The organism is Erwinia sp. INIA01 (assembly GCF_025947915.1).
GTDB classification, from domain to species: Bacteria; Pseudomonadota; Gammaproteobacteria; order Enterobacterales; family Enterobacteriaceae; genus Erwinia; species Erwinia coffeiphila.
On the sequence record NZ_JAPDNC010000003.1, the window covers coordinates 27,371 to 41,080 of the forward strand.

The window sequence follows — 13,710 nt, forward strand, 5'->3', positions numbered from 1 at the left end:
GGGATTACTCCGCATCGCCGGGTTTGGTGAACGGAGTACGCGAGGTCCAGCGATCGCGCAGAATAAATGCGGAAGATTTCGGCTTTCTGTCACGCGTGAAGATGCCTTTTTTGTTACCGCCAACGCGAATAATGTTCTGCGAGGTGGCAAAGTCGGCAAAGTTCCACACGTGTTCGCCCACTACCGCACTGACGCGATCGAAGACCCGGTGATACATATCGAGGAAGGCGTTCTGGAACTCTTCGCTCCACATCTCCTGATAGGACGAGTGCAGCCCCGCCAGCGTATCGGCACCGTATTCGGTGATGATAATCGGTCGGTGCAGCTTCTCCTGCCAGGCGCGCAGCTCGGATTCCAGCGCGCGTTCCGCCTTCGCCAGATTCGCCGACTGGGTGTACCAGCCGAAGTAGCGGTTCAGGCATACCACATCAAACAGATCGGTGATGGTGTCGCTCTCGGCGGTGCAGAACATCACGTTAACGCAGGTGATAGGGCGGGTAGGGTCCAGTTCGCGCGTGGCTGCAGCCAGTGGAGCAAAGTAGTCCCGGGCACCCTGCTGGTTGGCATCCGGCTCGTTGGCGATGCTCCACATTACCACCGACGGGTGATTTTTATCGCGGGCAATCAGCTCTTCAATCGCCCGCAGGTGTGCCCGCTGGGTTTCATCGTTGACCGCTTCGTCGGAGAACAGCTGCGCTGGTTTGGCCGCGCCGTCAAAGGTGATGCCCAGCGCCAGATTCAGCCCCACCGCCGGCGTTTCGTTAATCACCACAATACCGTGTTCGTCCGCCCAGTCGAGCATCTCTTCGGCGTAAGGATAGTGCGATGTCCGGTAGGAGTTGGCCCCGATCCAGTTCATCAGCGCGTGGTCGTGCACCATCAGCACGTGATCGAATCCTTTACCGCGAATATCGGCGTCTTCATGTCGGCCAAAGCCGGTGAAGTAGAAAGGTCGATCGTTGATCAGGAACTGTTCGCCCACCACTTTTACCGTACGAATACCAACGCGCAGCGGATACTCGTCGTGGCTGCTGCCGTCGCTGACCGTGGCCCACAGGGTATAGAGATAGGCATTGCCAGGCTGCCACAGATGCGGCGCATTCACCTGCAGTTCACCGCTGGCTCCCTCGCTTTCGGCGACGATCTGCTGCTGGCTGTCCTTCAGTACCACGCGCACCTTGCCTTCTGCCGCCACGCTGTAGCGGACGGTGGCCTGCTGGTGGTTGTCGGCGAGTTCGGTAACCACGTGGATATCGCGGACGTGGGTTTCCGGGGTGGTGTAAAGCATCACGCTGCGATGGATACCGGCGTAGTTAAAGAAATCGTGGAAGTAGAGCTGCTCGCGTTTACCGGCATCGTCCTGCACGATGGTGCCCGGCGGGATGGTGTGCCAGCTGAGCTCGTTGTTGACGCAGACGGTGATGCGGATGCTCTCGCCGGGTTTGGCCTGCGGGGAAATCACGCATTCAAACGGGGTATAGCCGCCCTGATGTTCCATCACTTCGCGATCGTTCACCCATACCTTGCCGTAATGGGTGACCGCGTCAAAGCGCAGCACCATGCGGCGATCCTGCCAGCCTGCCGGGACGATCACCGTGCGCTGATACCAGACGTTACCGACGTGATTACGGATTTCCGCATCGGCGAACTGCTCGTTAAAGCTGCCGGGAACCGCAATGCTGCGGCTGTCATTCAGCGGTTGAAGCCACCAGCGCTGGCTCATTCCCTGGTTGTCGCGGTCAACGGCAAAGTCCCACAGGCCATCCAGCGTTTTGATTTCGCGACTACGGGTTTCAATGGGTTTTAACATCGATCTCTCTCCATTACAGGTTTAAAAAACGTAAAGGTTAACCAGTTTTAAAATGGTCAACCAAATTGCTGACGGCTTAAACAAATACCATGCACGTCTCAGGATCGTTATCGGCAGAAGCGATCGATGGTGGATGGATCATAAAAGCCGCGCGCCAACAGATGGAAAGGAGAGGGAGTTCACGTTCGTCGATTGAGGGTCATTGACTTTCTTCGCCAGATGATCAATCGAACGTTCGTTCGAGTGCGAGGTGTGAAAAATAGCACGATGACATTAGTCTCATGTTGCTGTTTTAACGGTAATTATTTAAAGAAATGGAGTGCTGAGTGCTGAGTGCTGAGTGCTGAGTGCTGGCTGGCCGCGCCGTTTAGCCAACCGGGCGCAGCACGCCGTTTATCATCGCCGACAGCGCCCGGCGGCGCTGCGCTTCGCTCAGCGCGGAACCGGTGCCGGTATCAGCCAGAATACCGTAGGTCAGGGAGAGCAGCAGGCTGGACGTGGCGGGCAGATCGAGATCGGCAGCCACCGCGCCCTGCTGCTGCGCCTGCCGAAGGCGAGACTCGATCATCGCCATAATCGCCTGATGTTTGCGGTCCAGCATCTCCGCCACCAGTGGGTTACGCATGCCCTCGGCCATAATCTCTACCACCAGCGCACGCTGTGCGCGATCTTCCTCGCGCACCGCCAGCAGGTTGTTGACGATCGTCTCCACCAGGTCGCTATCGGGTTTATCCTGAGCAAAGCGTGAGAAAGCGCGCAGCTGGTCTTCCTCGATGATTGCCTCCACCAGCGCCTCTTTACTCGGGAAGTGGTGATAGAGCGTACCGGGGCTGATTTCACTGGCTTTGCAGATGTTTTTCATCGACGCGCCGTGGAAGCCATCGCGGGAAAAACAGGCGCGGGCCGCAGCCAGCACGCGCAGCCGGGTTGGGGAAGGCGGAGTGTTTTCAGAATCCATGCTGCTCGCTCAACGTCAGGAATTAAGGTGATTTAACGGCCATGAGGTAAACAGGTAGCCGTCAAAATTGATGTCATCAACGTCGGAGAACTCCAGCAGTCGGTTTTTGACGTTTTCCAGGTGCTGCCACATGGCCTGCTTGGCGGCTTTGGCATCCTTCTTAATCAGCGCCGCGAGGATTTGCTGATGGTCGGTCAGCCACTGTTGACGGTAGTGGGTATCTTTCAGATGGCTGTGCAGCTGGGTCCACATCGGATTATTTTCACGCCACTGCCAGGACTGGCGAAAGAGGTCAACCAGCATGCTGTTGTGGGTGGCTTCGGCAATCGCCAGATGAAACTGCATATCGCCGCTTTCGTGGTCGTCGCTGACCAGCTCCTGCTCTTCGATCTGCAATGCGCGCCGCATTTTAATGATGTCGTCGCGGGTAGCCTGCTGGGCGGCAAACTCGGCAATATTGCTCTCCAGCAGCTGGCGCGCCTGCAGCAGCTCGAACGGACCGGCGGCGCTCTCGGAGGTGACCGCCGCCGGAACCGCGTCGGATGGCTCAGCAGGCATATCGGTAACGAAGATCCCCGCGCCGCGCCGCACGTCGACAAGGCCTTCGATCTCCAGCATGATCAGCGCTTCACGCACCACCGTTCGGCTGACGTTCAGCCGTTCGGCGATTTCACGCTCGGGGGGCAGCCTGTCGCCCACCGCATACTGCTGCTGGGCAATCATGTTACGCAGCAGGGTCCCCACTTCCTGATAGGGGCGCTGCTGGCCGGTCTGTTTTATCGTGCTATCCGCTTTCATCTTCTGTACAGGCATCCGCAGTCACCGATTGATGTCGGCCACTATAGCATAATGGGTCAGCCAGTTTCTGCGTCTGCCGTGGGGAAGATCACGCTATGGCGAAATAGCGCCGCGCGTTTTTAAAGCAGATGTCCTCAACCAGTCCGCTGAGCATTGTCTCATCGTCCGGCAGCTCGCCGTCCTCTACCCACTGGCCGATCATATTGCACAGCAGGCGGCGGAAGTACTCGTGGCGGGTGTAGGAGAGGAAGCTGCGCGAATCGGTGAGCATGCCGACAAAGTGGCTGAGGAAGCCCATCTGTGCCAGCTGGGTCAGCTGCGCGGTCATGCCGTCTTTCTGGTCGTTATACCACCAGCCTGAACCAAACTGCACCTTCCCGGCGATCCCCGCTCCCTGGAAATTGCCGATCATCGTCGCCAGCACCGCGTTATCGCGCGGGTTGAGGCAGTAGAGAATGGTTTTCGGCAGCTCGTTGCTAACGTCCATACTGTCCAGCAGGCGGCAGAGCGGCCAGGCGATAGTCCCGTCACCAATGGAATCAAAACCACTGTCGGCACCGAGCTGCCGGAACATCCGGGTATTGGTGTTGCGGATAGCACCAATATGCAGCTGCATTACCCAGCCGCGCGCCGCATACTGCCGCCCCAGCCACACCAGCACGGCGGTGCTGAACTGCGCCGTTTCCAGTTCGCTCAGCTCGCCGCCGGAAAGGCGCTTGCTGAGGATGCGGTCCAGCTGCGCGTCGTCCGGCACAGGCGCATAGCGCAGCGTTTCAATGCCGTGATCGGCCGCCCGACAGCCGTGGCGGGCAAAGTGATCCAGCCGCCTGGTCAGCGCGGTGCGCAAATGCTCAAAGCGGCTGATGCTGACGTCCGCTGCTGCGGCCAGCTGGTGCAGATAGTCGACGAAGCCCGCAAGCTCGATTTTAAAGACTTTGTCCGGTCGCCAGCTCGGGGCAACCTCAACGGAAAACCCCGGGTCTTCCGCTATCTGGCGATGGTAAACCAGCGAGTCGATGGGATCGTCGGTGGTGCCGACCATCTGCACGTTCATCTGGCGCATAATCCCGCGCGCGGAAAATTCCGGCGTGGCCAGCTGCTGGTTACACTGCTGCCAGATGGCCTGCGCGGTATCTGGCCCGAACAGCGTATCCCGGATGCCAAACGGGCGGCGCAGCTCCAGATGCGTCCAGTGATAGAGCGGGTTGCCCAGCGTGCGCGGCACGGTATTCGCCCAGGCGAGATATTTTTCGTAATCACTGCTTTCGCTGCCGGTAATCAGCGATTCATCGACTCCGGCGGCACGCAGCGCCCGCCATTTGTAGTGATCGCCCGCCAGCCAGATCTGGCTGAGATTCTCAAAACGCCGATCCTCGGCAATTTCCTGCGGATTGAGGTGGCAGTGGTAATCAAAAATCGGCATGGCTGCCGCATAGCGATGGTACAGTTCGCGCCCGGTGCCGTTATGCAGTAGAAAATCCTCACTCATAAATCTGCTCATCAGTTCCTCCCAGAGGTTAGCGTGCGGCAACCGCTGCGGCGGCTCCGTCATTGAGTAGCTGGCAGTAGGCCACTGTAATCGCATCAACAAAGTGCGGGTGCGCCGGTAAGTCGCTGCCGAAGATATCGCCGATGTCCAGCAGGGCACGAACCCGCTCTGCCGGGGTATGCGGCTGCTGGTGGATGGCTGCGAAGGTGGCGGCCAGCGGGTCAACCACCGCATAGCGCTCGCCGCGATCGTCAACGCCACCGACGTAGCGCATCCACCCGGCCACGCCCAGCGCCAGGTAGCGCCAGTCGCTGCCCTCGCGCAGATGCTGACGAATGGGATCGAGCAGCCGCTGCGGCAGCTTCTGGCTGCTGTCGCTGGCGATCTGTGCGGTCTGATGCTTCAGCGCCGGGTTGCTGAAGCGCTCAATCAGCCGCGCGGCGTAGCCGGACAGGTCGGTGTCCGGTGGCATGGTCAACGTCGGTGCCTGCTCATCCTGCATCAGCGAACGGGCCGCACGGCGAAACGCCGGGTCGCTGACCGTTTCCGCAATGGTGCGGTAGCCCGCCAGATATCCCAGGCAGGCCAGGAAGGTGTGGCTGCCGTTCAGCATCCGCAGCTTCATCAGCTCAAAGGGCACTACATCGCTGACGAACTGCGCACCGACGCGATCCCACTCCGGGCGGCCGTTGACGAAGTTGTCTTCAATGACCCACTGGTGGAAAGGCTCGCAGGCGATGGCGCAGGGGTCGTAAACGCCGAGCTGCTGCGCAATCTCATCCAGGGTTTCAGCGGTCGCGGCGGGGACAATGCGGTCGACCATGGTGCAGGGGAAGGTGACGTGTTGCGCGATCCAGGCGGCCAGTTCGGCATCTCGCGCCTGCGCCAGGCCAGTGACCGCCGCTTTGGCTACGTGGCCGTTCTCACGCACATTATCACAGGAGAGCACGGTAAAGCCCGGCAGCCCCCGATGGCGGCGAATAGCCAGCGCCTCGACCAGATAGCCAATTGCCGACTGCGGCTGCTGCGGATCGGCAAGATCGTGCTGAATCAGCGGATTGTTCAGGTCCAGCTGACCGCTGGCGGCACCGGTACAGTAGCCTTTTTCAGTGATGGTCAGCGAGACGACCGCCGTTTCCGGCCGGGCCAGCGCCTCCAGGATTGCCTGGCAGCCGTCGGACTGCGGATGCAGGGCTTCTGCCACAGCGCCGACAATATGCAGTTCGGTGCCACCGGTACCGCGTTCGGCAACGGTGTACAGCCGGTTTTGCGCGTTCAGATCGCCAATCAGCTGCGCGCCGCGTCCCGACATCAGGCTGACTTCGCAGATTCCCCAGTCGCTGTCGCTGCTGCTCAGCAGCTGATGGGTATAAAGCGCCTGATGCGCCCGGTGAAACGCGCCGCAGCCAAGGTGGACGATGCGCGGCACAAGGCGTGAAGCGTCCCAGCTCGGGCGTGCAGCGTTAACCGCCCCGCTAACGAGGTTCTGTTCCATAGCAAACTCCTGTTATCCGCTACGCCTGCGCGGCGGCAGGGTCTGCGGGTAAGACGATAAGGCCGGAAAGTGTGATATCGGCAGGGGAGGCCCCCTGCCGCAACGGTTTACTGAGTGAAGAAGGCGCGGTGAATCGCTAATTCAACGCCGCGCATTTCGGCCAGTCCTTTCAGACGGCCAATGGCTGAATAGCCGGGGTTGGTTTTTTTATGCAGGTCGTCCAGCATCTGGTGACCGTGATCGGGGCGCATCGGGATTAGATCGTCACTGCCTTCATCCCGGCGGCGCTGCTCCTCTTCGGCAATCGCCTTGATCACCGCATACATATCCACGTCGCCGTACAGATGCGCGGCCTCATGGAAGGTGCGCGGATTTTCTTCGCGGCGGGTGGAGCGCAGGTGGGCGAACCAGACGCGCGGCGCAAACTCTTTGAACATCGCCACCAGATCGTTCTCGGCAAGCACGCCGTAGGAACCGGTGCAGAAGGTAAAGCCGTTAGCCGGGCTGCTGACCGTTTCCACCATCCACTGCATGTCATCACGGGTCGAGACAATGCGCGGCAGGCCGAGAATCGGGCGCGGTGGATCGTCAGGGTGAACCGCCATGCGGATACCCACTTCTTCCGCCACCGGAATGATTGCCCGCAGGAAGTAAGCGAAGTTTTCGCGCAGTTTGGCTTTATCAATCCCGTCATAGGTTGCCAGTACCTGGCCGAAGGCTTCCAGCGTATAGCCCTCTTCGGCACCCGGCAGACCGGCAATAATGTTACGTACCAGCCGCTCTTTATGCGCGTCGCTCATGCTGGCAAAGCGTTCTGCGGCTTCACGAATCTCTTCCGGCGTGTAGTCCGCTTCCGCGCCTGCGCGTTTCAGCAGATGTAGCTCGAACACCGCAAATTCAATCTGGTCGAAGCGCAGCGCCTTCGCGCCGTCCGGCAGCAGGTATTCGAGGTCGGTTCGCGTCCAGTCCAGCACCGGCATGAAGTTGTAGCACACCACGCGGATACCGCACTGCGCCAGGTTGCGCAGGGTTTGCTGGTAGTTGCGGCACCAGAGATCGACCTGACCGCTGTGGGTTTTGATCTCTTCATGGATCGGCACGCTTTCCACCACCGACCAGACGAGTCCTGCGGCTTCGATAATGGCTTTACGCTTGAGGATTTCCTCCACCGACCAGATCTGGCCGTTGGGGATATGGTGCAAGGCAGTGACTACGCCGGTAGCGCCCGCCTGGCGCACATCGGCCAGGGTTACCGGATCGTCAGGGCCATACCAGCGCCAGGTCTGTTTCATGTTGAATTCCTCTTTTATCTGCGGTGAACGGGGTGATGACGCATCCGCCGCGAGGCTGGCGGACGCAAGATCATCTGCTGGCAGATAAAATCGGTCAGGTGGGAAGTGAAGTCAACCAATTATCTTTCATTGGTTGACCTGTGTAGCATTTTTAACGATTACTCCTGCGCTTCACGCAGCACCTTACCGACGTTACCGCCGGGATGCACGGCCAGTAGCGTCTCTTTACTGTAGCCGCTGCGGCTCATCAGTGCGGCCACCATCGCGTCGAAAACCGCCAGTACGCTGATAATTGAGGTGGTTGCCAGCATCTGTAACGGGTCGACCTCCTGACTTTTCGGTATCAGCAGCAGCAGGTCGGCCTGCTGCGCAATGGCCGACGCGGCATTTTCAGTGACGGCAATAAGCGTGGTGCCTTTCGCTTTGACCGTCGGCAGCAGCCGCGTCAGTTCGTCCGAGTTGCCGCCGCGCGACAGCATAATCAACACGTCGCCTTCGCGCAGAAAACCGATATCACCGTGGGCGGCATCGGCCGCGCTCAGCCAGATCGCCGGATGCTCAATGCAGGCCAGCATATGGGCGATTTTGCGCGCGGCAATGCCGGAGGTGCCGATGCCGGTGACCGCGATTTTTCCGCGACAGCTCGCCAGCGCGTCGAGCACCGCCTGCCACTGCTGGCGATCGAGTTCGCTTTCCAGGGATTCCAGCGCCTGGCGGTAGGTCTGCCAGGCCGCCGTGGCCTGTTCCCAGTCGGGCAGGGAACTCATGAGCCCTCCTGCATCATCTGGCGATACTTCATCTGGTCGTGATACATCTCGCGGAACACCTGATACTTGCGATCGTAGTAGCGTTTGATTTCGTTGGTCTGCGGCGTCACGGTCTTGCCGATGCGGCTCATGGCGTTCATCGCTTCCGGCAGCGTGTCGTACACGCCCGCAGCCACGGTGCCCATTATCGCGCCGCCCAGCAGCATCGCCTCGCTCTCTTCGGCTAGCAGCATGGTGCAACCGGTGGCGTTAGCGTGCTCCTGCACGAAGATCGGGTTCTTGGTGCCGCCGCCGCTCGCCATAATGGTATCGATGCTGTAGCCGCTCTGGTTCATCGTTTCGACGATATGGCGGGTGCCCAGCGCGATTGCCTGAATCGTGGCCAGATACTGCAGCGCCATATCTTCCGGCGTGCGGGAGAGCTTCAGCCCGGTCAGCATGCCGGTCAGATGCGGATTAGCGCGCGGGGAACGGTTGCCGTGGAAGTAGGGCAGCATGTGGATATCGCGGGTGAGGAAAGCGATCTGGTCAACCTCTCCAGCCATCTTACGCAGCAGCTCGTTCAGCACCTCGTAGATGGTTTTCCCCTGGCTTTTGCCCTGTTCACGCAGCGTGGTGTAGCACGGGTGCGACTGGATAATATGGTCAATCAGCGCGCCGGTAGCCGACTGGCCACCTTCGTTCAGCCAGAAGTCCGGCAGCACCGCCGAGAAGTACGGCCCCCAGACGCCCTTGATAAAACGTGGCTCGCGAGAGATGGCCATATGCCCGGTTGAGGTGCCGCCAATCAGCGCGATGCGGCGGTCAAAGTCAGCCAGCTCGCCGGAAGGGCCGGAGGCGCCCAGCGTGCCCAGGCTCCCGGCGTGGGCATCGATGATCGAGGCGCTGACCGCCGTGCCCGGCAGCAGCCCCAGCTCCAGTGCGGCGCGCTGGGTCAGACCGCGGCCCAGCGGTTCGCCCATGCTTTTCACTTCGCTGCCGATCTTCGCCATATCGTGCTCAAGCAGGTCTTCCAGGCCGATTTCGCGGAAGTAGCTGGCATCCCAGCCCTCTTTGTGCGCCAGATAGGTCCACTTACAGACCAGCGAACAGAGCGAGCGGGTAGTATCGCCGGTGGCGCGCCAGGTCAGAAAGTCGGGCAGGTCGAACAGGTGGCCGATATTATTCCAGCTGCCCGGCATATGCTGTTTCAGCCACATCAGCTTCGGTGTTTGCATCTCCGGGGAGATCACCCCGCCCACGTAGTCCAGCACTTCATGCTGCATGGCGTTGATGCGCTCGGCCTGCACGATGGCGCGGTGATCCATCCACACCACCACGTTCTGCTCATTGCGGCCGGACGGGCTGACCGTCAGCGGCTGCCCCTCTTTATCCAGCACCACCAGCGAACAGGTGGCATCAAATCCCAGCCCCTTGATCTGTACCGGGTTGATATTGCACTGGTTAAGCGCATCGCGCACCGACTGACACACGGCCTGCCAGATATTATCCGAGGACTGTTCAACGAAGTCCGCCTGCGGGCGATACAGCGCGATTTCGCGGCTGGCCTGGCCCATCATTCGGCCGGTAATATCGAAAATGCCCGCGCGTGCGCTACCGGTCCCTACATCCACACCAATGTAATAGCTGCTCATTTTTTCCCTCGATAATCAGTTTTTGCGATTCTGTAGCGCAATAAACAGGATAAGTACGCCGCCCCAGAGTGCCATGGTCAGGTAGCTACTGACCCCCAGCAGGTTCAGTCCGCTTTCCAGCATTTGTAAGACAATCAGCGCCAGCACCAGCCCGATAACCCGGCCAAATCCGCCGTCCGGGTTAATGCCTCCCAGCACCGAGGCCAGAATGGTTACCAGCAGCCAGGACTCGCCGTAGCCCGCCTTCGCCGAGTTAAACATCGACATCATCAGCAGCGCCGCGCCCCAGCTCATCAGAGCTGACAGAACGTAAACGGTAATCAGCACGCGGGTGGTATTCACGCCGCTAAAGCGGGTGGCCTGTAAATTCGACCCGAGCAGCAGGATGCTGCGGCCCAGCGTGGTGCGCTCCAGCAGCAGCCACAGCAGGGCGGCCACGGCCAGGAACAGCAGCAGCGACAGCGGAATGCCCGCCAGCGAACTGTTGCCAATCGCCTGAATTACCGGCGGGAAGCCGGAAATCACCGCACCGTTGGTCAGCAGAATATTCAGTCCGGCAATCAGCGTCATGGTGCCGAGCGTAGCCAGAATCGGGGACACGCCGATCACCGCAATCAGCACGCCGTTCAGTACGCCGATAGCCACCGCCAGCAGCAGCCCGGCCAGCAGGGCAATCGCCAGCCAGGCCGGCTGATCGGGATGGGCAACGATAATCGCCGCCATCACCAGCGAACAGGCGTTGGCACTGGCGATAATCGACAGGTTGATACCGCCCGTCAGCATCGTGACGCCCATGCCCAGCGCCAGCAGTCCCAGCACCGGCAACTGCCCGGCGATAGACTGGAAGTTACCTAAACTAAAAAAGCGTGAACCCAGCGTCAGGGAAAACAGCACCAGCACGATGGCGATCATCAACAGCTGCAGGCGAATAATCCGGTCGCCTGGCAAAACCTTCAGCAGACTTTGCATCTTAATTCCCCTTAACCTGTTTGCGTTTCTCATTCCACGCCGTTGCACTGACGCTGAACAGAATAATCGCGCCGCTGAAGACCATGTGCCAGTAGGAGGAGACGGCCAGCAGCGTCAGTCCGTTTTGCAGGAAGGCCAGCAGTAGCACGCCAAGCAGCGTCCCGGTCAGCGAGCCGCGCCCGCCGCTCATGCTGGTGCCACCCAGCACCACCGCCGCCAGCACCGTCAGCTCATAGCCGACCAGTGAGTTAGGTGCCACCGACTGGGTAGTCTGGGCCTGAACGACCGCAGCCACGCCCGCCAGCAGGCCCATATAGCCATACACCCGTAGGTGCAGGCCGCGCAGATTAATGCCGAGGCGTGCCGCCGATTCGCGGTTGCCGCCCATGGCGAAGATCTGCCGACCAAGGCGGGTGTAGTTCATCAGGAATCCGGTCACAATAAAGGTGCCCAGCAGGCAGAGCAGCGGCAGCGTCAGGCCGTATTCATAGCCGTCGGCGGCGGTGAAGGAGAACCAGTTGATGCCGTTCATAAACCAGTCCGGGAAGCCGTACAGCCAGGTCCCACCGGTGAACCACACCAGCAGGCCATAGAACAGATTCAGCGTGGCGATGGTGATGATAATCGCTGGAACCCGCAGCAGGTAAACCAGCAGCCCGTTCACCATACCCAGCAGCAGGCCGACGGCCATTGCTACGGCAAACACGCTGATCAGATTGCCGCCGTGCGCCAGCATGGTGCTGGCCGTGACGTACTGCGCGATGGCGGTCATCGCCGGGAATGAGATATCGATCCCACCGGCAATCAGCACCACAAACAGACCACAGGCCAGAATGCCGAGAATGGCATAGCTGGTGGCCACGTCGGTCAGGTTACCGAGGGTTAAGAATTCGCTGGTGCGCAGGCTGAGGCCCACCGCCAGCAGCAGGATCAGCATGCCCAGCCAGAACTCGTGATAGCCGATAAGCTGGCGTAATTTATTATTCATTGACCACCCCGGCGATCTCTTCTTCGCGGCACTGGTGTGGTGCGAAGCTGGCAACCAGCTCGCCTTTGCGCATCACCAGTATCCGATGGCTGTTGTAGTAAGCTTCCGGGATCTCATCGCAGATCATCAGCACCGCCATGCCCGATTCGGCCAGCTGGCGTGCAATGCGATAGATCCCTTCTTTATTAGCGATATCGACACCAACGGTCGGCGAGTCGAGGATCAGCACTTTCGGCTGCGTCGCCACCCATTTACCGATCGCCACGCGCTGGGCGTTACCCCCGGAGAGCGTCTGCACAGGCAGCTGGCTGTCGGAGACTTTGATATTCAGTTCGCGGATCAGATCGGCCGCCTGCTGCCGCGCTTTCTGGCGATCCATCAGGCCCAGCCCGCCGCGCAGACGATCGAAGATCGACACCAGCAGGTTGTCGAAAATCGACTGCGGCATAATCAGCCCTTCGCTCTGGCGATCTTCCGAAACGTAGGCGATACCGTGGCGGATGGCGTCGCGGTTGTGGCGCAGCGTCACCGGCTGGCCGTCAACGATCAGCTCACCGCTGTCCGGTTTGCTGATGCCAAACAGCGACAGGCACAGTTCGGTGCGTCCGGCCCCCAGCAGGCCGACGATAGAGACGATCTCCCCGCGCCGCAGCTGTAAATTGATATTCTGATACTCGTTGCGGCGGCTGAGGTTGCGCACCTCCAGCAGCGGCGTTTCGTCGCCGTCGGCGCGCTGCGGCAGGTGGCTAAAGCTGAAGCGCTGGCCGGTCATCAGAAACGCCAGTTCATCGCTGTCCAGCTCGCTGGCCTGCCAGGTGCCGACCAGCTTACCGTCGCGGATCACGCTGATGCGGTCGGAGACTTCCATCACCTCATCCAGCTTGTGGCTGACGAATACCACGCAGATCCCGGCGGCCTTCAGCTCGTTGACTACCCGCAGCAGGCCGTTAACTTCATGACGAGTCAGGGAGGCGGTGGGCTCATCCATAATCACCAGGCTGGCTTTGGCGGCCAGCGCCCGGCAGATGGCGACCAGCTGGCGATCGGCGATCGACAGCTTTTCCACTTTGCGAGACGGATCGAGGTTAACCCCGATGCGGTTCATGGTGTCCACCGCCAGCTGGCGCATCGCGCGGCGATTGACCAGCAGATCGCCGCCCGGCAGCATGCGGTGGATGGCGATGTTTTCCATCACTGTCAGGTTCGGGAACAGCGACAGATCCTGATAAATCACCTGCACGCCGTAGAATGAGGAGAGCGCCGGAGTCAGGCGCGGGAAACGCTTGCCGTCAACACTGATATGCGAGCCTTTATCGGGCTGATAAACGCCGGATATCACTTTGATCAGCGTGCTTTTACCGCAGCCGTTTTGCCCGGCCAGGCAGTGGACTTCACCACGATTCAGCGTCAGCGAGACGTTATCCAGCGCGCGTACGCCCGGGAACGATTTGCTGATATTTTCCAGCGAAATAAAGGTATTTTGCGTGGCCATAAGTTAGTGCCCTGGTGT

Annotated in this window: 11 protein-coding genes; all 11 read right to left on the minus strand. The window is 60.2% G+C overall.

What is annotated here, in order from left to right:
* Positions 1–4: 4 nt before the first annotated feature.
* Positions 5–1,810, minus strand: coding sequence for a beta-glucuronidase (gene uidA, locus OMR58_RS05780; RefSeq protein WP_264545442.1), 1,806 nt, complete (start codon positions 1,808–1,810; stop codon positions 5–7).
* 367 nt (positions 1,811–2,177) lie between these two features.
* Entirely contained in the window at positions 2,178–2,768 is a 591-nt protein-coding gene (locus OMR58_RS05785; protein WP_200546129.1) for a TetR/AcrR family transcriptional regulator, read from the minus strand.
* A 15-nt stretch (positions 2,769–2,783) separates the two neighbouring features.
* Positions 2,784–3,566: a Uxu operon transcriptional regulator gene (gene uxuR / locus OMR58_RS05790; protein ID WP_264545443.1), complete on the minus strand. Its 783-nt coding sequence runs from the start codon at positions 3,564–3,566 to the stop codon at positions 2,784–2,786.
* 88 nt (positions 3,567–3,654) lie between these two features.
* On the minus strand, positions 3,655–5,067 hold the full coding sequence (gene uxaC / locus OMR58_RS05795; protein WP_264545444.1) for a glucuronate isomerase: 1,413 nt from the start codon (positions 5,065–5,067) through the stop codon (positions 3,655–3,657).
* A gap of 16 nt (positions 5,068–5,083) precedes the next feature.
* The gene (locus OMR58_RS05800) at positions 5,084–6,550 is read right to left on the minus strand and encodes a fructuronate reductase (protein ID WP_264545445.1); all 1,467 of its coding nucleotides are present in this window, start codon (positions 6,548–6,550) and stop codon (positions 5,084–5,086) included.
* A gap of 107 nt (positions 6,551–6,657) precedes the next feature.
* Positions 6,658–7,842, minus strand: a complete 1,185-nt coding sequence (gene uxuA / locus OMR58_RS05805; RefSeq protein ID WP_105591224.1) for a mannonate dehydratase — start codon at positions 7,840–7,842, stop codon at positions 6,658–6,660.
* Between the two features lie 158 nt (positions 7,843–8,000).
* Positions 8,001–8,609 (minus strand): KpsF/GutQ family sugar-phosphate isomerase, encoded by a 609-nt coding sequence (locus OMR58_RS05810; RefSeq protein WP_105591225.1) that lies wholly within the window; start codon positions 8,607–8,609, stop codon positions 8,001–8,003.
* Complete coding sequence (locus tag OMR58_RS05815; RefSeq protein WP_105591226.1) at positions 8,606–10,243, minus strand: FGGY-family carbohydrate kinase; 1,638 nt, start codon at positions 10,241–10,243, stop codon at positions 8,606–8,608. Before OMR58_RS05815 ends, OMR58_RS05810 begins: the two co-directional genes overlap by 4 nt.
* Before the next feature lie 15 nt (positions 10,244–10,258).
* Complete coding sequence (locus tag OMR58_RS05820) at positions 10,259–11,212, minus strand: ABC transporter permease (RefSeq protein WP_200562953.1); 954 nt, start codon at positions 11,210–11,212, stop codon at positions 10,259–10,261.
* 1 nt (position 11,213) lies between these two features.
* Positions 11,214–12,200, minus strand: coding sequence for an ABC transporter permease (locus tag OMR58_RS05825; protein WP_200562951.1), 987 nt, complete (start codon positions 12,198–12,200; stop codon positions 11,214–11,216).
* Positions 12,193–13,692, minus strand: a complete 1,500-nt coding sequence (locus tag OMR58_RS05830) for a sugar ABC transporter ATP-binding protein (protein WP_200562949.1) — start codon at positions 13,690–13,692, stop codon at positions 12,193–12,195. The genes OMR58_RS05825 and OMR58_RS05830 overlap by 8 nt, the downstream gene beginning before the upstream one ends.
* Positions 13,693–13,710 lie beyond the last annotated feature (18 nt).

What these genes read in the sequence shown, in the direction of transcription:
- uidA (WP_264545442.1), bottom strand. Translation starts at nt 1,810, where the DNA reads ATGTTAAAACCCATTGAAACCCGTAGTCGCGAAATCAAAACGCTGGAT.
- OMR58_RS05785 (WP_200546129.1), bottom strand. Translation starts at nt 2,768, where the DNA reads ATGGATTCTGAAAACACTCCGCCTTCCCCAACCCGGCTGCGCGTGCTG.
- uxuR (WP_264545443.1), bottom strand. Translation starts at nt 3,566, where the DNA reads ATGAAAGCGGATAGCACGATAAAACAGACCGGCCAGCAGCGCCCCTAT.
- uxaC (WP_264545444.1), bottom strand. Translation starts at nt 5,067, where the DNA reads ATGAGCAGATTTATGAGTGAGGATTTTCTACTGCATAACGGCACCGGG.
- OMR58_RS05800 (WP_264545445.1), bottom strand. Translation starts at nt 6,550, where the DNA reads ATGGAACAGAACCTCGTTAGCGGGGCGGTTAACGCTGCACGCCCGAGC.
- uxuA (WP_105591224.1), bottom strand. Translation starts at nt 7,842, where the DNA reads ATGAAACAGACCTGGCGCTGGTATGGCCCTGACGATCCGGTAACCCTG.
- OMR58_RS05810 (WP_105591225.1), bottom strand. Translation starts at nt 8,609, where the DNA reads ATGAGTTCCCTGCCCGACTGGGAACAGGCCACGGCGGCCTGGCAGACC.
- OMR58_RS05815 (WP_105591226.1), bottom strand. Translation starts at nt 10,243, where the DNA reads ATGAGCAGCTATTACATTGGTGTGGATGTAGGGACCGGTAGCGCACGC.
- OMR58_RS05820 (WP_200562953.1), bottom strand. Translation starts at nt 11,212, where the DNA reads ATGCAAAGTCTGCTGAAGGTTTTGCCAGGCGACCGGATTATTCGCCTG.
- OMR58_RS05825 (WP_200562951.1), bottom strand. Translation starts at nt 12,200, where the DNA reads ATGAATAATAAATTACGCCAGCTTATCGGCTATCACGAGTTCTGGCTG.
- OMR58_RS05830 (WP_200562949.1), bottom strand. Translation starts at nt 13,692, where the DNA reads ATGGCCACGCAAAATACCTTTATTTCGCTGGAAAATATCAGCAAATCG.